Annotated in this window: 17 protein-coding genes; 6 read left to right on the top strand and 11 right to left on the bottom strand. The window is 65.2% G+C overall.

Features of this window, described 5'->3' with window-relative positions:
* Positions 1-159 precede the first annotated feature (159 nt).
* From ACWYRN_RS08240 to ACWYRN_RS08230, 3 genes are all read left to right on the top strand, one after another.
* Positions 160-1065 (top strand): LysR family transcriptional regulator, encoded by a 906-nt coding sequence (locus ACWYRN_RS08240; RefSeq protein ID WP_488691952.1) that lies wholly within the window; start codon positions 160-162, stop codon positions 1063-1065.
* Positions 1062-1685: a M15 family metallopeptidase gene (locus ACWYRN_RS08235; protein WP_488691951.1), complete on the top strand. Its 624-nt coding sequence runs from the start codon at positions 1062-1064 to the stop codon at positions 1683-1685. Before ACWYRN_RS08240 ends, ACWYRN_RS08235 begins: the two co-directional genes overlap by 4 nt.
* Positions 1686-2041: 356 nt before the next feature.
* Complete coding sequence (locus tag ACWYRN_RS08230; protein WP_488691950.1) at positions 2042-2698, top strand: hypothetical protein; 657 nt, start codon at positions 2042-2044, stop codon at positions 2696-2698.
* A gap of 88 nt (positions 2699-2786) precedes the next feature.
* Here ACWYRN_RS08230 and ACWYRN_RS08225 read toward each other — a convergent pair whose 3' ends face one another.
* The 4 genes from ACWYRN_RS08225 to ACWYRN_RS08210 all read right to left on the bottom strand — a co-directional run bounded on the left by ACWYRN_RS08225 (position 2787) and on the right by ACWYRN_RS08210 (position 7074).
* A complete protein-coding gene (locus ACWYRN_RS08225; RefSeq protein ID WP_488691949.1) occupies positions 2787-3584 on the bottom strand; it encodes a DUF2145 domain-containing protein in 798 nt (265 codons plus the stop codon).
* Position 3585: 1 nt separating this feature from the next.
* Entirely contained in the window at positions 3586-3993 is a 408-nt protein-coding gene (locus ACWYRN_RS08220; RefSeq protein WP_488691948.1) for a hypothetical protein, read from the bottom strand.
* Between the two features lie 118 nt (positions 3994-4111).
* Positions 4112-5659, bottom strand: coding sequence for a D-alanyl-D-alanine carboxypeptidase/D-alanyl-D-alanine endopeptidase (gene dacB, locus ACWYRN_RS08215; RefSeq protein ID WP_488691947.1), 1548 nt, complete (start codon positions 5657-5659; stop codon positions 4112-4114).
* A 176-nt stretch (positions 5660-5835) separates the two neighbouring features.
* Positions 5836-7074, bottom strand: coding sequence for a nucleoside recognition domain-containing protein (locus tag ACWYRN_RS08210; protein WP_229436385.1), 1239 nt, complete (start codon positions 7072-7074; stop codon positions 5836-5838).
* Positions 7075-7595: 521 nt separating this feature from the next.
* On the opposite strand from ACWYRN_RS08210, the gene ACWYRN_RS08205 reads away from it, so the two are divergent.
* From ACWYRN_RS08205 to ACWYRN_RS08195, 3 genes are all read left to right on the top strand, one after another.
* Positions 7596-9401, top strand: coding sequence for an ABC transporter substrate-binding protein (locus ACWYRN_RS08205; protein ID WP_488691946.1), 1806 nt, complete (start codon positions 7596-7598; stop codon positions 9399-9401).
* A gap of 209 nt (positions 9402-9610) precedes the next feature.
* Positions 9611-12373: a TonB-dependent receptor gene (locus tag ACWYRN_RS08200; RefSeq protein WP_488691945.1), complete on the top strand. Its 2763-nt coding sequence runs from the start codon at positions 9611-9613 to the stop codon at positions 12371-12373.
* Between the two features lie 201 nt (positions 12374-12574).
* A complete protein-coding gene (locus tag ACWYRN_RS08195; RefSeq protein ID WP_488691944.1) occupies positions 12575-13531 on the top strand; it encodes a S66 peptidase family protein in 957 nt (318 codons plus the stop codon).
* A 36-nt stretch (positions 13532-13567) separates the two neighbouring features.
* Here ACWYRN_RS08195 and ACWYRN_RS08190 read toward each other — a convergent pair whose 3' ends face one another.
* From ACWYRN_RS08190 to ACWYRN_RS08160, 7 genes are all read right to left on the bottom strand, one after another.
* Complete coding sequence (locus ACWYRN_RS08190; protein WP_488691943.1) at positions 13568-14080, bottom strand: ferritin-like domain-containing protein; 513 nt, start codon at positions 14078-14080, stop codon at positions 13568-13570.
* A gap of 179 nt (positions 14081-14259) precedes the next feature.
* Positions 14260-14808, bottom strand: coding sequence for a GNAT family N-acetyltransferase (locus ACWYRN_RS08185; protein ID WP_488691942.1), 549 nt, complete (start codon positions 14806-14808; stop codon positions 14260-14262).
* Entirely contained in the window at positions 14808-15935 is a 1128-nt protein-coding gene (locus ACWYRN_RS08180) for an acyl-CoA dehydrogenase family protein (protein WP_488691941.1), read from the bottom strand. Before ACWYRN_RS08180 ends, ACWYRN_RS08185 begins: the two co-directional genes overlap by 1 nt.
* A 31-nt stretch (positions 15936-15966) precedes the next feature.
* Positions 15967-16635, bottom strand: a complete 669-nt coding sequence (locus tag ACWYRN_RS08175; protein WP_488691940.1) for an SDR family oxidoreductase — start codon at positions 16633-16635, stop codon at positions 15967-15969.
* A gap of 199 nt (positions 16636-16834) precedes the next feature.
* The gene (locus ACWYRN_RS08170; protein WP_488691939.1) at positions 16835-18034 is read right to left on the bottom strand and encodes an acetyl-CoA C-acyltransferase; all 1200 of its coding nucleotides are present in this window, start codon (positions 18032-18034) and stop codon (positions 16835-16837) included.
* Complete coding sequence (gene aceK / locus ACWYRN_RS08165) at positions 18027-19859, bottom strand: bifunctional isocitrate dehydrogenase kinase/phosphatase (RefSeq protein ID WP_488691938.1); 1833 nt, start codon at positions 19857-19859, stop codon at positions 18027-18029. Before aceK ends, ACWYRN_RS08170 begins: the two co-directional genes overlap by 8 nt.
* A gap of 305 nt (positions 19860-20164) precedes the next feature.
* Complete coding sequence (locus ACWYRN_RS08160; protein ID WP_488691937.1) at positions 20165-21349, bottom strand: isovaleryl-CoA dehydrogenase; 1185 nt, start codon at positions 21347-21349, stop codon at positions 20165-20167.
* Positions 21350-21437 lie beyond the last annotated feature (88 nt).

Raw genomic sequence — 21437 nt, 5'->3', positions numbered from 1 at the left:
CGCCTGTGCAGCCGGTTCAGCCTGTGCAACCCGTGCAGCCCGTGCAACCCGTGCAGCCAGTTGCACCAACCCAACAGTAAGCATCGCCGTGCCCACTTTTAACCTGTATCCTTCGACCGACCCGCGCCTGGCGCGGGCGTTCCACTGAAGGATTGAGCAATGCGCCTGCGCCACATCGAAGTTTTCCACGCCATCATGCAGGTCGGCACCATCAGCGGTGCCGCCCAGGTTCTCCACATCTCCCAGCCGGCGGTGACAAAAGTGCTGCAGCACGCCGAACTGCAGCTGGGCATGCCGCTGTTCGAGCGCGTGCGCGGCAAGCTGTATCCGAAGCCGGAAGCGCACCGCCTGTTCGCCGAAACCGAAAAGCTGAACCGCGACCTGCAAGGCATCCGCCGCCTCGCCGCCAGCCTGAAGGGCCGCGCGCTCGAGACCGTGCGCCTGGTGTCCACGCCCACGCTCGCCATCGGCGTGCTGCCCGAGGCCATGACCCTGTGGCGCCGCGACTTCGCCGAGACCCGCTGCGAACTGGCCACCCACCACACCAGCGAAATCGTGAACGCCCTGCGCCTGGGCGAAGCCGATCTCGCCCTGTCGCTGCAGGACCCGCGCCACCCCGGCATCGTCGCCGAACCCATCGCGCAAGGCATGCTGACCGTGATGGCGCCAGCCGGCACCTGGACCGAGGCCGAATGCACCCAGCCGATCGGCGCCGAAGGCCTCACGGGAGAACTGATCGGCCTGGCCGACAACGACCCGCTCGGCGAAATCGTGGTGGCCGCCTGCGAGGCCCAGGGCGTGCAGCCGATTTTCCGCACCGTGGTCCAGACCTACCAGATCGCGCGTTCGCTGGTCGAAGCCGGCGCCGGCACCGCCGTGCTGGACCCGTTCACGGCGGCCTCGGCCGCGCCCGGCAAGGTGCAGCGCCGCCAGTGGGCGCCGGCAATGCCGGTGCAGATGTATCTGCTCTCGGCCAGCCACGCCCCGCTGTCGCACGGCGCGCGCGAACTGGCCAACTGCATCGCCGCCACCGCGCGCGCCTGTCTCGCACGGGGAAGTGCATGAGTCTCGTTCCCGGCGCAATGCTTGCCAGCGAAGACATCGCCGCCAGCCCTGAATTCCGGCACCTGTCGTCGATTGCGGGTATCGGGGTCGACCTGCGCTACGCCAGCGCCAACAACTTCGTCGGCCGCGACTTGTATTCGCCCTACGACTGCGCCTGGCTGCACCGCGACGCCGCCGCGGCGCTGGAGCGGGCCGTGGCCTGGCTGGCCGAACACGCGCCCGGCCACACGGCCCTGGTGCTCGACGCCCTGCGCCCGCAGCGCGTGCAGCAGCAGCTGTGGGACGCGCTGGCCGGCACCGGCCTGCAGATGTACCTGGCCGACCCGGCGCGCGGCTCGATCCACTCGTATGGCATGGCGCTCGACATCACCATCCTCGACCCGCAGGGCCGCGAGCTCGACATGGGCACGGGCTTCGACGACATGACGGATTTGTCGCATCCGGCGCTGGAGGAAGGGTTTCTCGCTGCGGGCAAATTGAGCGAGCAGCAGGTGGCGAACCGCCGGCTGCTACGCGACGCCATGTTCGGGGCCGGGTTCGTGGGGATTCGTACCGAATGGTGGCATTTCGATTGCGGCGACCGTGATGTGGTGCGCTCGACGTTCCGGCGCGTGATGTGATTTCGCCGTTTATTTGGCTATGAGACAGCGTGGACAGTGGGGCTGGCTAAATGCCAGCACCACGAATGTCCACCCTACCAAGGCGGGTTTCGTAGGGTGGACTCCTGAGTCCACGCTGTCTCACCACATGAAAAACGGCGCATTCTCCGCTCCGCGCCCGGACTCCCGTCTACCACCCTTCCATCAAACACGCCACCGCGACACGCACGCGCACACTTGAGCTTTCTCATCCTTCCCCTTCATCCGCCCCGGAGAATCGTTCCATACCGACGGAAGATTTGACGCCCCCGCTTGACGCTCGAGGCCGCTTCTTCCGCGAGAACGATTCCATCTCCAACGGACAAGAGAGGTAAGTCATGAAAGCTTCGATGATGGCCGTGGCAGTCGCCGCCGCGCTCGCAGGCTGCAGCACCGGCAGCGGTAACATGTTCGCCTCGCGCGACACGGCGGTCGAATACATTCGCGTCTTCGACATCAGGACCGACGCAGCCGGCACCATGGTCACGCGCGCCGCCAGCGAAGGCATCAGCCGCAACATCAGCAACGCCACCCTGGCCACGCCGGTGCCCGACAGCGCCGAGGTGCAGGACCAGCCCGGCCGCTTCAAGCTGGCCGATCCCGCTGGCGCGCCGCCGGGCACCATCCCCGCGCGCGGCCCCAGCTGCGAAGGCGCGAGCTGGACCGCCAAGGCCACGCCCGACGTGCGCGGCAGCCAGGACATGAACATCGTCGCCTGCCTCTTCCCCTACAAGGGCGGCTACCACCTCGACATGTACGCCGGCTTCACCAAGAAGGAAGGCGGCTGGCTCGAATGGCCGCGCCGCGCCACCGGCTACGTGTTCGGCACGCCCGACAAGTACGCCGAGAAGACCATGCTCGACATCGTACGCACGATCCGCGAAACCACGAATGCCCAGGTGGCGCTGGTGGAAGCCAGGCCCGAGGTGGCGGGCGCACCCTGGCTCGAACCCTCGGGCGTGGCGCCGCGTAGCAGCCAGACCTCGAAGCCTTGATGCTTCAACCCTTTGATGCCTGAAATATTATTTCACCGGGAGAGTCAGCATGAAATAATCTTTCACCAGGAATCCGCCCCGTCCAAGGCTAGTCGACCACCATGGTCTTCGCATCCGGATCGGTCATGCGCACGAAGCGTACGACCGAATCGGTGGTCACGGTATCGATCTGGCCGGCCATGCGCCGATCGAAAGGGTGGTCGTCGAAGGCGACGTTGGCGCGGAACATGCGTCCGCCCAGGCGCGTTGCGGCCGGCACTTCCACTGTCAGCGGCTGGAAGCGGAGCGAGCGCATCCAGGCCTGGGCCTCGCCGCGGGTTTCCACCTGCCCCGGCGGCGCCATGGCGGCGGCCAGGGATTCGAGCACCCACTGGTTCGAGTTCTGGTACTTGGTCGAGTACACGTAGGCCAGCATGTTGTAGTGCCCTTCGTGCATGCGCTGCGGCGTGCGGGTGGCGAACACCTGCGCGATGCGCTCTTGTGCGACCGGGCCCGGAATCACGAGCTGGGCTTCGTGCCGGTACAGATCGGTCAGGAAGAAATTGCCCATGCCCTCGTTGTAGAGGTTCGAGGCCGCCGTGCCGCACTCGTTCAGCTCGTGCACGACTGTCCAGCGCCCGGCCGGGTGGTCGCGCACGGCCACGCCCATGTGCGAGTAGCGCAGGCGGTAGCGGCTCAGGTCCTGGCCGGCGCGCGATACCAGCGCCACCTTCGCGCCGCTGGCGTCGAGCGCCTGCACGGTGCGCTGGGCGAGGTCCATCGACATCACGACCTCGGTCGGCGTGAGCGGCTTGTCGGCGCAGGCCTGGCCAGCCTGGGCGGGGGACGCAGTGGCCAGGGAGATGGCCAGGGAGACGGCCAGCGCGGCGAATGCATGGCGGCGCATGTCAGCCCACCCGTGCATGGTGCAGCAGGGCCTTGCCCACTTCGTTCGGGATAAAGGCAATCGCCTTGCCCGCCAACACCAGCACGTGGCCGGTGGAGGCCGTTACCACCTCGACCGAGGTGCCGGCCGCCACCGACAGGCCGCCCGCCACCGCACCGGACAGGCGCAGCGTCGCGCGGCTGCCGTCGGCCAGGCTTTCGACCACGATTTCGAGTCCGTCCCCGATCGTCTTGACGCTGGCGACGACCACGCTGCCGGCCGCCGCCACGGTGAGCACGGAACCGAACACGACCACGCCGGACAGATTGGCGCTGGCCTGCGACGGCGCGGACTGTCCGGCCGCCGACGCCGTGGCGCAGGAAAGACTGAGGAGGGATGCGAGCAGGGAGGACAGCACAAGGCGTTTCATGAGATGCTCCTTTGATCAGGTGCAAGCATCATCTCGAAATCGCGGCTGCAGGCCAACCGGGGCCTGCGGAGTATTGTGTTACTGACGCAAACGTATCGCCCGGCGATACCGGGTGCGGCTAGTGCAGGGCCGGCGTTCCCGGGGCGGCGGTAGTCCTGTCCGAGCCAGGGGGCATGGCCGGCATCGTCGCAGACACTGTATTCGGCACCGTCGCCGGCGCCGGCACTTGCGCCGGCGCGCCCGAGCGCGCCACCCAGTCCACCAGCGCATCGACCACGGCGCGGCCACGGCCTTCCCCAGCGCGCTCGTCGTTCACCATCGCCACCACCACGTTCTGCACGCCGCTGGCATCCGGCACATAGCCGGCCACCGCCACCACATTGCGCAGCGTCCCCGTCTTCAGGCGCGCACGGCCGGCCGCCGGGCTGCCATGCAGGCGGCGGCGCATGGTGCCGTCGACGGCGGCAATCGGCATGCTGGCCTGGAATTCCGGCGCCCAGTTGCTGCGCAGGCCAGCCTGCAGCAGGCCGCCCATCTGCAGCGGGCTGATGCGTTCGATGCGCGACAGGCCCGAGCCGTTCTCGATCACGAAGCCGCTGTCGTCGATGCCGCGCGCCCGCATCCAGTTGCGCACCACCCCATCGGCGCGGGTGTAGGTGCTCTGGCCCGGAACCAGCGGCAGCGGGCGGCTGCCCAGCACCGGATCGGCTTCCAGCGCGCCCAGGCTGAGGAACAGGGTGCGCGCCAGCGCATTGTCCGACGGTTTATTCGTATCGCGCACGACTTCCGGCAGGGCGCGCGCGCTGTGTAGGGCCAGCAGGCGCGCATCCGGCGGCGCAATGCCCTCCATTGTCTTGCCATCGAGCGTGCCGCCGAGCTGTTTCCACTTCATGCGGACCAGGCCGTCGAGGTAATCGTCGCGGTCGACCACGTTGATGCTGTTGGTCTGGACGCAGTTCTTCGGGAAGGTCCCGCGCAGCACCACCTTGACGCGGCCATCGGCGCCTTTTACCGCTTCCGGCAATTTCCAGCCATCTTCCCAGCGTGCGCAATTCGCGTCGACCAGGGTCATTTCCGACACCACGCGCACGCCTTCCAGTTCCGGCTGCATCGTCAGTGTCAGGCGCTTGCCGGTCGAGCGCATGTCGATTTGCAGCATGTTCTTGTTGACCAGCAGCGCGTCGGGAATCACGTTGTAATAGGCTTCCGGCGACTCGTCGAAGGGCGGCAGGCCGCGGTCCTGGCGCGCCGGATTGAACAGGCTGCGGTCCAGCACCAGGTTGCCGGCGATGCGTTCGATGCCCGACAGTCGCAGCGCGCGCAGCATGGTGTCGAGCGCCTCGCCCGAGAAATCGGCGTCGGCGCCGCCGCGCAGCACCAGGTCGCCCTGCAGCACGCCGTTCTTCACCTCGCCATTGCTGAGCAGCTCGGTACGCCCGCGGAACACCGGGCCCAGCTGCTCCAGGCTCACCAGGGTCGTCACCAGCTTCATGGTCGAGGCCGGCTGCATGGGACGGCCTGCGCCGTGCGCCAGCACGGTCTGGCCGCCGCGCAGCACCAGGGCGCTGAGCGATGCCGGCGCGATGCCGTTCGCCGCCAGCAGCGTCATCACCGGCTGGGGCAGGCTGTTCGCTGGCAGGGCCGTGCCGTCCACCAATTGCGGCATGGCGGACGCTTGCGGCACAGCCGCGGAAGGCTGCGCTACAGGCGGCACAGGGGCCGAGGCCCGGGGCACAGGGACGGATGCCGACGGCGCGGCGGGCGCCCGCTCCACCTGGGCACAAGCGGACAGGCAGGCAAGGACGGCGGTGGCGAGAGCGAGGCGGCGTGGCATGGGCATCCTTAACCGAAGAAGAGGTAGGCAACGAAGATGGCGGCGATCACGCCGGCCAGGTCGGCGATCAGGCCATAGCCGATCGCATAGCGGGTCTTGCGGATGCCGACCGAACCGAAGTACAGGGCGACGATGTAGAAGGTGGTGTCGGCCGCGCCCTGCAGAATGGAGGCCAGGCGGCCGACGAAGGAATCGACGCCGTAGGTGGTCATGGCGTCGATCATCATCGCGCGCGAGCCGCTGCCCGACAGCGGTTTCATCAGCGCGGTCGGCAGCGCGCCGACGAAATCGGTGGGCAGGCCGAGCTGGGTGAACACCCAGGCAAAGGCGTTCACGATCATGCCCAGGATGCCGGAGTTGCGCACCACGCTGATCGCCACCAGCATGCCGACCAGATAGGGGATGATCTTCAGCGAGGTCTCGATGCCGCCCTTGGCCCCTTCGATGAAGGACTCGAACACGTTCACCCGCTGCACCAGTGCCGCGACCATGAAGGCGGCGATGATCGAGAACAGGATCAGGTTGGCCGCCACCACCGAGACCAGCTCGATCTCGGCCTTGGCCAGGAAGTTCGTCAGGTAGAACACGATGCCGGCGACGATTGCCGTCAGGCCGCCGATCCAGCCGAACACCACCGGATGCAGCAAATTGATGCCCTGGCGCAGGCTGACGGCCACGATGCCGGTCAGGGTCGAGCAGAAGGTCGCGATCAGGGTCGGAATGAAAATGTCGGCCGGATTGGCCGCGCCGAGGATGGCGCGCTGGGCCATGATGGCGAGCGGAATCACGGTGAGTCCGGAGGTCTGGATGACCAGGAACATGATCTGGGCGTTGCTGGCTTCATCCTTGCGCGGATTCAGCGTCTGCAGGCTTTCCATCGCCTTCAGGCCGAAGGGCGTGGCGGCGTTGTCCAGCCCCAGGATGTTGGCCGAAAAATTCATCACCATGTGGCCGTTGGCCGGGTGGTCGCGCGGCACTTCGGGGAAGATGCGCGAGAAGAAGGGGGCGATGATGCGCGCGAACAAATTGATGGCGCCGGCCTTTTCGCCCACGTTCATGATGCCCAGCCACAGGGTCATGACGCCAGCCAGCGGCAGGGCGATGTCCATGACTGCCATCTTGGCCGAGGAAAAGGTGCCGTCGATGATGCGCTTGAAGATTTCGGTATCGCCGAGGAACAGCCACTGTGCAAGAGCTGCGACGAAACCAACGAGGAAGAAACCGGTCCAGATGTAATTTAATGCCATGTTCAGTCCGAAAGGGCGGATGCCGATACGGCGCCGCCACGCGTTCACCAGCCGCGGATGTGGAATCACGGCATTCCTGCGCACGATTGTGCAGCTGAGAGTATAGGCGCACAGCAAGCTGCAAAGATGAAAGAATGCAGCGGCGCCATGCACAAAAGTTATGGTGGACGCCGATTGGCCGGTAGGTTCCATTAGGCCGGGCGGTCTCCCGTACGGTGGGCACCCCGTGCCCACGCGGAACGATGATCGTGGTTGGCGCTCGTTTTTATCAAACATCGCGCATCTCGGCGACGTGTCCAAAAGCGTCCCGCTACCCTCTGTATCCATGGTTGAGCCGCGGAGCGAATCGTCATCGCCGCAGGTGAAAGATGACGCACGTAACCGCGTGGGCACGGGGTGCCCACCGTACGGTTGATGCATCCGGCTCCGATGAAGAAGCAGGTACTCGGCCGGTATTGTCTCCGTTTGCATCACTCCACCACCCCGCCTATGATACGAACGCTCAACCAGGACATGCACAAATGAAACTACGCTCCGCCCTGCCCGCGCTGCTGTTCGCATCCGGCGTCTTTGCTTTCCCTGCCGCCGCCCAGGCCCCAACGGCGCCATCAAGCGCAGCCCCGGAAAAAGTCCTGCGCATGTTCCTCTCCACCAGCGAAACCGGCCTCGACCCCGCCGCCGCCTCCGACATCGCCACGCTATCCCTGCTGGAAAACATCTTCGACCCCCTGCTGCGCTACGACTACCTCGCCCGCCCGCTGAAACTGCGTCCGAACACAATCACCCAGATGCCTGAAGTAAGCCCGGATGGCCGTACCTACACCTTCCGCCTGCGCCCCGGCATCCATTTCACCGACGACCCCGCCTTCAAGGGCAAGCGGCGCGAAATGACCGCGCAAGACTACGTCTACAGCATCAAGCGCCTGTACGACCCGACCCTGAAATCCCCATGGTCCTACATGTTCGACGGCAAGATCGAAGGCGATGAAGCGCTCAAGAACAATTTTGATATCGACACGCCGGTCAGCGGCCTGCAAGCCCCCGACCGCCACACCCTGCGCATCCGCCTGAAAGAACCCGACAACAACTTCCTGTTTTACATGGCCACGCCAGCTTCCGGCGTGGTGGCGCGCGAAGTGATCGAGGCCTATCCCGGCCAGGCCGGCAACCACCCAATCGGCACCGGCCCCTTCCTGGTCAAAGAGTGGAAACGCAGCGACCGCATTGTCCTGCAAGCCAATCCTTACTCAACCGCCGTCTTCCACGCCAGCCCCGGCGCCGACCCCGAAGCACAAGCCATCGCAAAGAGCCTGGAAGGCAAGCGCCTGCCGCGCGTCGACCGCGTCGAGGTGAAAATCGCCGAGGAATTCCAGGGCCGCATGCTCGGCTTCCTGAATGGGGAATACGATTACCTTGAGCAGGTGCCTGAATCCATGACCGACATGGTGATCCGCGACGGCGCGCTGAAGCCGGAGCTGCAGGCGCGCGGCATGCAGCTGTCGCGCTTCCCGGTGCTGCAGACCTATTACATGTGGATGAACATGAACGATCCGTTGCTGGGCGGCTATACGAAAGACCGGATCGCCCTGCGCCGCGCCATTTCGCTGGCCTACAACAGCGCCGAAGACATCGCCTTGCTGAAAAAGGGTTTCGCGATCAAGGCCGAGTCGCCGCTGCCGCCGAACGTGCTCGGCTACGACCCCGCCTACCGCAGCCCCGTGCCCTACGACCCGGCGCTGGCTAACGCCCTGCTCGACCGCCACGGTTACGGCAAGCGCGACAAAGAAGGGTTCAGGAAAGCGCCGGACGGCAAGCCGCTGACGCTGACCATGCACAGCGAAGCCACGGTCGGCGGGCGCCTGCGCGACGAGTTGTGGCGCAAATGCCTGAACGCCATCGGCCTGCGCGTGGTGTTTAAGTCGGACAAGAAAACCGAGATCATCAAGGCCTCGCGCCTGGGCAAGGTGACCATGTTCGAAAGTAACTGGATCGCCGACTTCCCCGACGGCGACAATTTCTACCAGCTGCTCTACGGCCCGAACGCCGGCCGCGCCAACTACGCGCGCTTCAATTTGCCGGCCTATAACGAACGCTACGAACAGGCGCGCGCACTGGCCGATGGCCCGGCGCGCCAGAAGCTCTACTTCGAGATGAACCAGCTGATCCACGCCTACAACCCCTGGGTGCCGTTGACCCATGTGCTGTCGGCGGACATCCGCCAGCCGTGGCTAAAAAACTACAAGCGCCACCCCGTCGAATTCACCAACTGGCGTTACCTGGACGTCGATGTTGCGCAAAGGGCACGCTCGTCAAGACAGCGCCCCTAGTACATAGTTGTTTTCCAACTATAAACATTCCTGGAAGTTATACTTCCCGGTGCTTATTTCATTGGCTCATGCCAAATCATCAGGCTTACCCTCAAATCAAACATAACGTCTTGCCAAGTCGCTGCCGACCCGCAGTGCCTGGACAGGACGACGGAAAACAGCGATCGGCCGCTCGGGCCCGCATCGTCCACACCCCTCAGGAGAGACGCGTGAAATTAAAAAAACTGGCCCATCTCATTGCCTTGATCGGCGTCGTCAGCCCGGCGGTCGCACAGCAGGTGCAATCGCCACCGATGGCACGCGTCGAGATCACCGGTTCCAGCATCAAGCGCATCGCCAAGGAAGGCGCGCTGCCGGTGCAGGTGATCACCTTCGACGACATCGAAAAGCAGGGCATCAACACGACCGAAGAGCTGGTGCGCACCATTTCCGCCAACGGTACCGGCGCCGACAACATGACCTCGGGTAACAACGTGTTCGGCGCCGATGCCGACCGTGTCAGCGGCGGCGCCTCGTTTGCCTCGCTGCGCGGCCTGGGTCCGAACAGCACCCTGGTGCTGCTCAACGGCCGCCGCATCGCCACCCACGGCGGCAGCGGCAAGGCGGTCGATTTGAACTCGATTCCGCTGGCGGCCATCGCGCGCGTCGAGATCCTGAAGGACGGCGCCTCGGCCATCTACGGCACCGATGCCGTCGGCGGCGTGGTCAATTTCATCCTGAAGACGGATTACCAAGGCCTCGAGGCCAGCGCCAACGTGAACGCCACCGAAGCCGGCGGCGGCCTGACCCGCCGCGCCTCGATCCTGGCCGGCACGGGCGACCTGGACAGCGACCGCTACAACATCATGGCCTCGCTGACGGTCGACAAGAACAACATGCTGCACTCGCACCAGCGCAGCTTTGCGAACGGCTTCCAGCCCGAGCGCGGCCTGTCGCCGGACACCACCGGCACCCCGTTCGCGAACCAGCTGACCGGCGCCGGCACCGCCCTGGGCGCCAACTTCCAGATGCCGGGCGACGCCACGCGCTACCTGCAGGCCAACCTGCTGAGCCTGCAAGGCAAATGCGATTCGATCCCCTGGATGTCGCAGTACCAGAGCCAGCTCTGGCCCGACGTCACCCCGGTGACACGCAGCCGCTATTCCTGCGCCTATGACTACGGCGCCGACTACGTCATGTCGCCGCCGGTCGAGCGCGCGAATGCCCTGCTGCGCGGCGCCTTCCAGATCGCGCCGGGCCACCGCCTGTTCGTCGAAGGCCTGGCCTCGCGCTCGGAAGTGACCTCGATCCTGACGCCGATGCAGATCTCGACCTCGCTGGCGACGCAAAGCGCCTACCCGGTCGGCGGCGCCTACTACCAGGATTTGTCGCCCTATATCTCCAGCTTCAACCGCAACCTGCCGATCATCTACAAGTGGCGCGCGGCCGACTTCGGCAACCGCACGATGGACAACACCACCGACGGCGCGCGCCTGCTGGTGGGCCTGGAAGGCAACGTCGGCAAGTACGACTACAAGCTGGGCCTGTCGCGCGCGATCAGCAAGACCCAGACCACGCTGACCGACGGCTATGCCTACACCACGCCGATGTACCAGGCGCTGGGCACCGGCCTGATCAACCCGTGGCTGCAGCCGGGCCAGAGCCAGACGCCGGAAGCGATGGCGCTGATCGAGTCGACCAAGTTCCGCGGCGATTTGCAGCATGGCCGCACCACGCTGACCCAGCTCGACGGCTCGGTGTCGGGCGAGATCTGGGACCTGCCGGCCGGCCCGCTGGCCGCCGCGGTCGGCTTCGACCTGCGCCGCGAGGGCTATGCCTACGGCCAGGACGCCGACGCCACGCAGATCTGGCTGGCGCCGGGCAATGCCGCCCTGAAAAAGGCCGAGCGCGACATCAAGGCCGTGTACGCCGAGCTGATCGTGCCGGTCGTCAAGGACCTGGAGCTGCAGCTGGCCCTGCGCCGCGACCACTACAGCGTGATCGGCGCCACCACCAATCCGAAGGTCGCCTTCCGCTACCAGCCGGCCAACTGGTTACTGCTGCGCGGTTCGGCCAACAAGGGCTTCCTGGCGCCGAGCTTCACCCAGCTGTATTCGGCCTCGCTCGACCAGGAACTGCCGAACGGCGTGATCGACCCGGTCGGCTGCCCGCTGAATCCGGGCGACCCGGCCTACTGCGCGATCGCCCGCCTCGACTACAAGAGCGGCGGCAACTCGAACCTGAAGCCGGAAACCTCGAAGCAGGGCACGCTGGGCGTGGTAGTCGAGCCGTTCAAGGGCTTCTCGGCATCGGTGGATTACTGGATGATCAACACCCAGGACAAGATCCTGAACCGCACGCCGCAGATCATCCTGGCCAACCAGCCCGGCCTCTCGGCCAACGTGATCCGCAACAACGACGGCAACCCCGGCACCATTAACTACGTGCAGGCAGGCTGGATCAATGCCGGCGGCGTGAAGACGCGCGGCGCCGACCTCGGCCTGCGTGGCGATGGCAAGTTTGGCGACTTCAAGTGGAGCGCCGGCCTGGACGGCACCTGGACCCAGCACTTCCAGTTCGCCGAACTGGCCGGCCAGGCCTACAAGGAATACGTGGGCAATTTCTACACGCGTGACCTGTACCTGCGCTGGAAGCACAACGCCACCTTCACCGTTGCCCGTGGCGACTGGAGCGGCACGCTGAGCAACAACTTCGCCAGCGGCTACAACGACCAGGTGCCGAACAAGGGCATCGGCGCGCCGCCGCCGGGCTTCGACCCGACCGTGTCGAGCTACACCACCTGGGGCCTGTCGGCCAAGTACACCGGCATCCAGAACGCCTCGCTCACCTTCGGCATCCAGAACCTGTTCGACCGCGACCCGCCGTTCACCGCGCACAACGTCGACGAAGTCGTAGGCGCCGGCTGGGACCCACGCGTGGCCAGCCCGCGTGGCCGTTCGTTCTCGCTGTCGATGAAGTACAAGTTCTTCTGATTTGCCGCTTCGTTTGCGGCCCGCAGCCGAAGGAGGCCCGCGCCTCCACGGCGCGGGCCGTTTTTCATTGACACCGAACGCATGTCCAGCATGACAATCAGCCGGCGCGCCTTTGCCGCCTGGCTTGCCGCCGCAGCCCTTCTTCCTGTCCATAGCGAGGCGGCCAGGCCGCGCACGCGCAAACCTGATTTGAAACGTTCCATGAAACCCCTGATCAAAGCGCCGCGCCTGCGCCGTGGCGACACCGTCGGCCTGATCGCGCCGGGCGGCTATACCAGCGAAAAATCGATCGCCAAGGCGCGCGCGAATATCGAGAGCCTGGGCCTGAAGGTGCGCGAAGGACAGTACCTGCGCGAAGTGAACGGGAATTACGCCGGCACCGTGGAGCAGCGCCTGTCGGACCTGCACGCCATGTTCAGCGACCCGGAAGTGACGATGCTGTGGCCGATCCGCGGCGGCTCGGGCTGCATCTCGCTGCTGAAGGAACTCGACTACGGCCTGATCCGCCGGCACCCGAAGATCCTGCTCGGCTACTCCGACATCACCGCCCTGCACCTGGCGATCCTGAAGGAGACCGGGCTGGTGACCTTCCACGGCCCGGTGGCCTCGTCGACGCTGTCGGACTATGCGCGCGAGCACATGCTGGCCGTGCTGGGCAATCCGCAGCCGACCTACACGATTCCGATGGCGCTGGACAACAGCCGCCGCGCCGTGTTGCAACCGCACTTCGGCATGCGCACCGTGCACGGCGGCAGTGCTACCGGACCCTTGATTGGCGGGAATCTGAGCCTGGTGGCAGCGCTGGCCGGCACGCCGTATGCGGCCGACTTCCGCGATGCCATCCTGTTCCTGGAAGAAGTGAACGAAGCGCCCTACCGCATCGACCGCTGGATGACCCAGCTCGACCTGGCGGTCGGCTTCAGGAAAGCGGCGGCGCTGATGATCGGCATCTGCGAGGATTGCGGGCCCGAGCACGAGGACGTGTCGCTGACGCTGGACCAGACCTTCGACCTCCACCTGCAGCCGCTGGCGATTCCGGCGGTCACCGGCTATTCGATCGGCCACATCCGCAACCAGTTCACGATCCCGATGGGGATCAAGGCCACCCTCGATACCGAACGGCAGACGGTGACCTTGCTGGAAGCGGCGGTCAGCTAGCTGCGCCGGCCGACCGCGCAGGCAATGCTGCCTGACTTAGACCTTGGCTTCGGCGCCCGGCGTTTCCGAACGCACCAGGAAGGCTTGCGTGACTTGCGGCAGGTGTTCCAGCAGCCAGGCGGCCATTGCCTTTTCCTGGGCAAGGATCTGCTCGCAGGCGGCGGCGGTGGCGGTGTCGCCGACAGCCTGGGCGGCGCCGATCAGCGAGGTATAGCTGGCGATTTCCAGGTTCTCGAACACATAGCCGGCCATCGCGCCCTTCACCACTTCGTCGGAGGTGGTCATGCCGCCGACTGCCTGGCCGAAGGCAGCCAGCTTGCCGCCCAGGTCTTTCAGCACCGAGTTGCTGATGCCGCGGCGGGCCAGGATGGCGTCGAGCTGTTGTTGCTGCCAGCGGGTTTCCTCGATGTGCTGGACGATGCGGGCGCGCAGTTCCGGATAGTGTTCCAGGCGTTCCGCTTGCGCGTTCAGCATCTTGTCGGCTTGCTGTTCCATCGCGTGCGCATCGCGCAGCCAGTCGTTCAGATGTTCTTCTGCAGACGTCGTCATGAATCTCTCCTTCGGTAAGGTGGATGTGAACTTGCAATGCAGCCGCCATGTCGGCGGGCTGTGCAACTTCGGCTACCTTGGCAGAGTCGATGCGCGATGTTTGTTAGGTAATGCACACTTCCCGCACACTTGCGGCGCACTTAAGCGTCGTTAAAGGAAAAAGCGGGAAAAAATCTGCCTTATCGCTTCCCAACGGCAAGGCTCATGAACACATAGCCGTGCTGCTCGCCATCGATGCGGAACAGGTCGGGTATCTCGCCGGTCTGCACGAAGCCGCTGCGTGCGTACAGGCGGCGTGCCGGCAGGTTGTTGGACAGGACTTCGAGGTCGACCCAGGCCAGGCCCTGCTGCCGAGCCCAGGTCAGGGCCGTGTCGAGCAGGCGCGCGCCCAGCCCTTGCCCACGATAATCGCGGTGCACGCCCATGCCCAGCAGGCAGCGGTGCGCTGCCGTGCGTTCGGGCCGCGCGCGCAAGTCGATGTGGCCGCAGATGGCGCCGTTGGCATCGATGGCGAGCCAGCCGCGCCGCCAGCCGGGCGCATCCAGCGCGGTGCCCAGGCCGAGCACGAAGCCGGCGCGCTTCTCGACCGGGAAGAAGGAGGCGGCGCGCGGCATCGGCTGGAACAGCGGCGTGCCGTTGCGGCCGTTGTCGCCGAGGTGGTCGTCGAGGTAGACGAACAGCGCCGGCAAGTCCTGCTGGGTGAGCGGGATGATCGCCGGCGCCGCCATCACAGCGCGCGCGCGATCAGGATTTTCTGGATGTCGCTCGTGCCTTCGTAGATCTGGCAGACGCGCACGTCGCGGTAGATGCGCTCGATCGGGAAGTCGGCCACGTAGCCGTAGCCGCCGAAGACCTGCATCGCATCGGACACCACGCGTTCCGCCATCTCGGAAGCGAACAGCTTGGCCATCGCCGCTTCCTTCAGGCAGGGCAAGCCGGCATCCTTCATCGAGGCCGCGTGCAAAATGAGCTGGCGCGCCGCCTCGATCTTCATTGCCATTTCCGACAACTTGAACTGCACCGACTGGTGCTCGAAGATGGCCTTGCCGAAGCTGGTGCGCTCTTTCGCATAGGCCAGCGCCGCCTCGAAAGCGGCGCGCGCCATGCCCACCGATTGCGAGGCGATGCCGATGCGGCCGCCCTCCAGGCCCGACAGCGCGATCTTGTAGCCCATGCCTTCTTCGCCGATCAGGTTGGCGGCCGGGACGCGGCAGTTCTCGAACACGATCTGCGCCGTGTCCGAGGAGTGCTGGCCCATCTTGTGTTCGAGGCCGGCGACGATGTAGCCGGGGGTATTCGTCGGCACCCAGAAGGCGCTGATGCCCTTCTTGCCGGCGGCTTTATCGGTGACGGCCATGACGATGGCCACGTCGCCGTGCTTGCCGCTGGTGATGAACTGCTTGGTGCCGTTGATGACGTAGTCATCGCCGTCGCGCGTGGCCGTGGTGCGCAGGGCGGCGGCATCGCTGCCGGTGTGCGGTTCCGTCAGGGCGAACGCGCCCAGCATGTCGCCTTGCGCCAGCGGCACCAGCCATTGCTGCTTCTGCTCTTCGCTGGCGTACATCATGGCGATCGAGCACACCGGGCAGTTGTTGACCGAGATGATGGTCGAGGTGCCGCCGTCGCCGGCCGCGATCTCTTCCAGCACCAGCGCCAGCGACACGTAGTCGAGGCCCGCGCCGCCGTACTGCTCGGGCACGGCCACGCCAAAGGCGCCCAGTTGCGCCAGTTCCTTCAGTTCGGCTTTCGGAAAGTAGTGTTCCTTGTCCCAGCGGGCGGCTTGCGGGGCCAGGCGCTCCTGCGCATAGCTGCGCAGGGCGTCGCGGATCATCTGGTGTTCTTCGGTCAGGATCATGGTGTCTCGTGTGTGTTTTTATCGTGGCGGCTTACCAGGGGATGGGGTCGCCGTCGTGGTTCAGGAAGCTGCCATTCGCATCTGGCTTGGCATTCGCCAGGGTGGCGCGCAGGTCGCGCACGCTGTGCTCGACGCTGATCGCCGCGCCATCACCGCCCATGTCGGTCTGGACCCAGCCGGGGTGGAAGGCGATGCAGGTGGCGCCTTGCGGGCCGTAGGTCAGCGCGGTGTCGGTGAGGACGGAATTCAGTGCGGCCTTGCTGGCACGGTAGAGCGAGCCGCCGGGGCTGGTGCGCGAGCCGATCGAGCCCATGCGCGAGGACAGCACGCCGAGCTTGCCGCGCGTGTTGGCCACCAGCGGGGCGACGATGGGCAGCAGGCGCATCGCGGCCAGCACGTTGGTGTGCATCACGGCGTCGAAGTCCTGTTGCGTGGGGAAGCCGTCGTGGCGCGGGCCGTAGAGGCCGGCGACCAGCCAGGCGGTGTCGATCTTTTCGTCGTCGAGTTTCCAGCCCAGGCCGGCGATGGCTTCCGGGTCGGTGACGTCGAGCGCGTGCGGTTCGGCGCCGAGGCTGGCCAGTTCGTCGAGGTCCTGCTGCTTGCGGGCGGTGGCGATCACGCGCCAACCCTCGGCGCGGTATTGGCGTGCGAGTTCGTGGCCGATGCCGCGCGAGGCGCCGAGGATTAAAGCGGTTGGCATGGTGATTGTTCCTTCGGGTGGCGTGATGGCGTGTTGTAGGGTGGACGGGTCTTCCCGTCCACGCGTTCAACGACGCATGCATTGATTGGACGCGTGGACGGGGGACCCGTCCACCCTACGAACACGGTACAACGTATCCAAACAACCATCGTAACCGGAAAACGGAAACCTCAACGGTCCGGCTCTCCGGTCACCGACATCACACCATCTCGATCGCCATCGCGGTGGCTTCACCACCACCAATGCACAGCGACGCCACGCCGCGCTTGCCGCCGGTCTTCTTCAGCGCGCCCAGCAGGGTGACGATGATGCGCGCGCCCGAGGCGCCGATCGGGTGGCCCAGGGCGCAGGCGCCGCCGTGGATGTTGACCTTCTCGTGCGGGATGTCGAGGTCGCGCATGGCGGCCATCGGCACGGCGGCAAAGGCTTCGTTGATCTCGAACAGGTCGACGTCGCCCGGCATCCAGCCGGTCTTCTTGAACAGCTTGTTCATCGCGCCGATCGGAGCGGTGGTGAACAGGTTCGGTTCCTGGGCGTGGGTGGCGTGGCCGATCACGCGTGCGATCGGGCTCAAGCCCAACTCTTTCGCCTTCGATTCGCGCATCATTACCAGCGCGGCGGCGCCGTCGTTGATCGACGAGGACGAAGCGGCGGTAACGGTGCCTTCCTTCTTGAACGCGGGTTTCAGCGACGGGATCTTGTCGATCTTGGCCTTCATCGGGCCTTCGTCCTTTTCCACGATCAGTTCACCGGTGCGGGTGGCCAGCATGACCGGGGCGATTTCCCAGGCAAACGAACCATCGTTGTTGGCCGCCTGCGCGCGCTTCACGGATTCGATGGCGAAGTTGTCCTGGTCTTCGCGGGTGAACTGGTACGTCGCCACGCATTCCTCGGCAAAGGTGCCCATCGAGCGGCCTTCGCCGGTCTTTTCGTTGCGCGAGTAAGCGTCTTCCAGGCCGTCGAGCATCATGTGGTCGAACATCGGCGCGTGGCCGATGCGGTAGCCGCCACGTGCCTTCGGAATCAGGTAAGGGGCGTTGGTCATCGACTCCATGCCGCCGGCCACCACGATGTCGGCGCTGCCGGCCACCAGCTGGTCGTGGGCGAAGATGGCGGCCTGCATGGCCGAACCGCACATTTTCGACAGGGTCACGGCGCCGGTGGAGAGCGGCAGGCCGGCCTTGATCAGGGCCTGGCGTGCAGGTGCCTGGCCCTGGCCCGCCATCAGGCAGTTGCCGAAATAGACATGTTCGACGGTTTGCGGATCGACGCCGGCGCGTTCGACTGCCGCCTGGATCGCCACCGCGCCGAGGTCGCTCGCCGACTTCGAGGAAAAATCGCCCTGGAAGCCACCCATCGGGGTACGGGCGGCGCCAACGATAACGACTGGATCATTCATTTTCTAAGGTCTCCAAAGAGGATGGCGCTGGGTGAGGTATTGGTTGCGCCAAAGGGGTGATGGTCTGGTGGAAGCGGATGTGCTGCGGGTAAGGAAAGACGTCTTCCACTTCGCCTTCCAGGATGCGGTCCTTGTGCGCCTGCCACCAGGCGCGCGTGAGCAGGTCCGCGTGATACTGCATGAAATGGTGGCGGATCGTCGCGTTTCCAAGCAGGAAACGGCCGAATTGTTCGGGAAACACGTCGTGCTTGCCGATCGGGTACCAGGGCTCGGCCGCCATCTCGTCTTCCTCGTTGCGCGCCTGCGGGATGTCGCGGAACTGGCAATCGGTGAGGTATTCGATTTCGTCGTAGTCGTAGAACACGACCCGGCCCTGGCGCGTGACGCCAAAGTTCTTGTACAGCATATCGCCGGGGAAGATGTTCGCCGCAACCAGGTCGCGGATGGCATTTCCGTATTCGGCGATGCCGTGTTCGATCCGGCCGTCGTCGCCTGCCGCTTGGGCATCGGCCAGGTACATGTTCAGCGGCACCATGCGCCGCTCGATGTACAGGTGCTTGACGATCAGGCGCTCGCCCTCGATCTCGACCAGCGAGGGGCAGTGCTGCTGCAGCTCGGCCAGCAGTTCCTCGCCGAAGCGGTTCAATGGGAAAGCGACGTCCGAGTATTCGAGCGTGTCGGCCATGCGTCCGACGCGGTCGTGGTGCTTCACCAGCAGGTATTTTTCCTTTACCTGGGCGCGCGTGGTGTCTTTCGGCGGCGGATACCAGTCCTTGATCACCTTGAACACGTAAGGGAAGGATGGCAGCTCGAACACCAGCATTACCAGGCCGCGGATGCCGGGGGCGATGCGGAACCTGTCCGAGCTGTGCTTCAGGTGCTGCAAGTAGTCGCGGTAGAACAGGGTCTTGCCCTGCTTTTGCAGGCCGAGCACGGTGTAGATCTCGCTGCGCGGTTTGCGCGGCAGCAGGCTGCGCAGGAATTGCACGGTAGCCGACGGCACTTCCATGTCGACCTGGAAGTAGGCGCGTGTGAACGAGAACAGCAGGGCAACCTGGTCCGGGTCGGTGATCACCGTGTCGAGCACCAGTTCGCCGTGCTGGTCGTGCAGGACCGGAATCACGAAAGGATGTTCGCGCGCGCCGTTGATGGCGCGGCCGACGATGTAGGCGCCCTTGTTGCGGAAGAACAGGTTCGACAAGACGTGGAACTGCAGGTTCGGTTCGGCCTGGTCGAGGCCGAATTCCGCGATCATGCGTGCTTCGACCAGGCCGGTATCGCGGTCGAGCGCGGCGAAGGGGCGTTCGAGCTGGAAGTTGCCGACGATGCGTTTCAGGGCGAAGCGCATGCCATCGGCCGCCGGGTAGTAGACGCGGTAGGTCGGCAGCGGTTCCTCGGTCTCGATGTACTCGGTCGAGACCACCGGGCGAACGAAGATGTAATCGTTGTGGTAATAGCGCCGGTGCAGGATCTGGCAGCTGACCGAGTTGAAGAAGGTTTCGGCCAGTTCCGGCTGCTTGTGATCGGACAGCAGGCCGATGTAGTGCAGCTTGACCTCGCGCCAGACGTTGTCGGTCAGGTCGGCGGGCGGGTAGCGTTGTTCCAGGGCCTGCACGGCTTCCTGCACGCGGCGGTCGTAGAAATCGATGCGTTCGCGCGCGGCTTGCTGGGCGGCGGGCCAGTCGGCCTGTTCGAACAGCCGGCGCGCCTGCTGGCTGGCGGCGCGGAACAGGCGGTAATGCTTGTCGAAGCCGTCGACGATGGCGCGCGCGATGTCGAATGCAATCTGCGAAGACAGCAATCTGGGGAACGTCACCTGGGTCATCGTTCGGTTCGCGCGTGGGTCGGTTGAGCGGGTATTTTATTGCAATGCAATGTAAACGTGTTGGCAGCAAAATGGCCTGCGGCAACAACCGTACGGTGGGCACTCCGTGCCCACGCGGAACGTCGCATCATGTTGGCCCGGTTGAGGCCGCGTGGCACGCATTTCGACACCGTGTGCCAATGCACATCGCAACATTCAAACACGGCCAACACAATATCGCTTTCCGCGTGGGCACGGGGTGCCCACCGTACGGTTGCAGCCGCCGGCATCAAGAACGCCGCGGCTGCTTTTCGGTCGCCTGACGTTTACGCCGTCTCACCAAACAATTCACGCCCAATCAGCATGCGGCGGATCTCGCTGGTACCAGCGCCGATTTCGTAGAGCTTCGCATCGCGCCAGAGACGACCGACCGGATACTCGTTGATGTAACCATTGCCGCCCAGGGTCTGGATCGCTTCGCCCGCCATCCAGGTGGCCTTTTCGGCGCTGTACAGGATGGCGCCGGCGGCATCCTTGCGCAGGGCGCGCACGGCAGCCGGGTTCTCGGCGCGGTCGCAGGCCTGGCCCACCGCATACACATAGGCGCGGCACGCCATCATGGTCGAATACATGTCGGCGATCTTGCCCTGCATGAGCTGGAATTCGCCGATGGCCTGGCCGAACTGCTTGCGCTCATGGATGTAGGGAACGACCACGTCCATGCAGGCCGACATGATGCCCAGCGGACCGCCCGACAGCACGGTGCGCTCGAAGTCCAGGCCCGACATCAGCACGTTCACGCCTTTGCCCACGCCGCCCAGTACGTTCTCGACCGGCACTTCGCAATCCTCGAACACCAGTTCGCCGGTGTGCGAGCCGCGCATGCCCAGCTTGTCGAGCTTTTGCGCGATCGAGAAGCCCTTGAAACCTTTTTCGATCAAGAAGGCGGTCATGCCGCGCGGGCCCGCCTCGAGGTCAGTCTTGGCGTAGACCACCAGGGTGTCGGCATCGGGGCCGTTGGTGATCCACATCTTGGTGCCGTTCAGCACATAACGGTCACCCTTCAGCTCGGCGCGCAGCTTCATGCTCACCACGTCGGAACCGGCGTTCGGCTCGGACATCGCCAGTGCGCCAACGTGTTCGCCCGAGATCAGCTTCGGCAGGTATTTCTGTTTTTGTTCCTGGGTGCCGTTGCGCTTGATCTGGTTGACGCACAGGTTCGAGTGGGCGCCGTAGGACAGGCCGACCGAGGCCGAAGCGCGCGAGATTTCTTCCATGGCCACGATATGGGCCAGGTAGCCCATGTTGGCGCCGCCGTATTCCTCGCCGACGGTAATGCCCAGCAGCCCGAGTTCGCCCATCTTCTTCCACAGGTCCATCGGGAACTGGTCGGTGCGGTCGATCTCGGCCGCGCGCGGCGCGATTTCGCTGGCCGCGAATTGTTGCACTGCTTCGCGCAGCGCGGCGATGTCTTCGCCATGGTCAAAGGTCAAGCCTGGAAGATGCAGCATATCGTCCTCTCGGTGAACGTGAAATGAAGAGCACCTAACAAAACCTCCATGGCGGCGTTGCACCGTCTCGCCGTACAGACACGTACTG

It is taken from the genome of Massilia sp. BAP21 (genome assembly GCF_057801335.1).
Note: the sequence above shows the minus strand (reverse complement) of the source record. Positions and strands in the feature narration are given on the sequence as shown.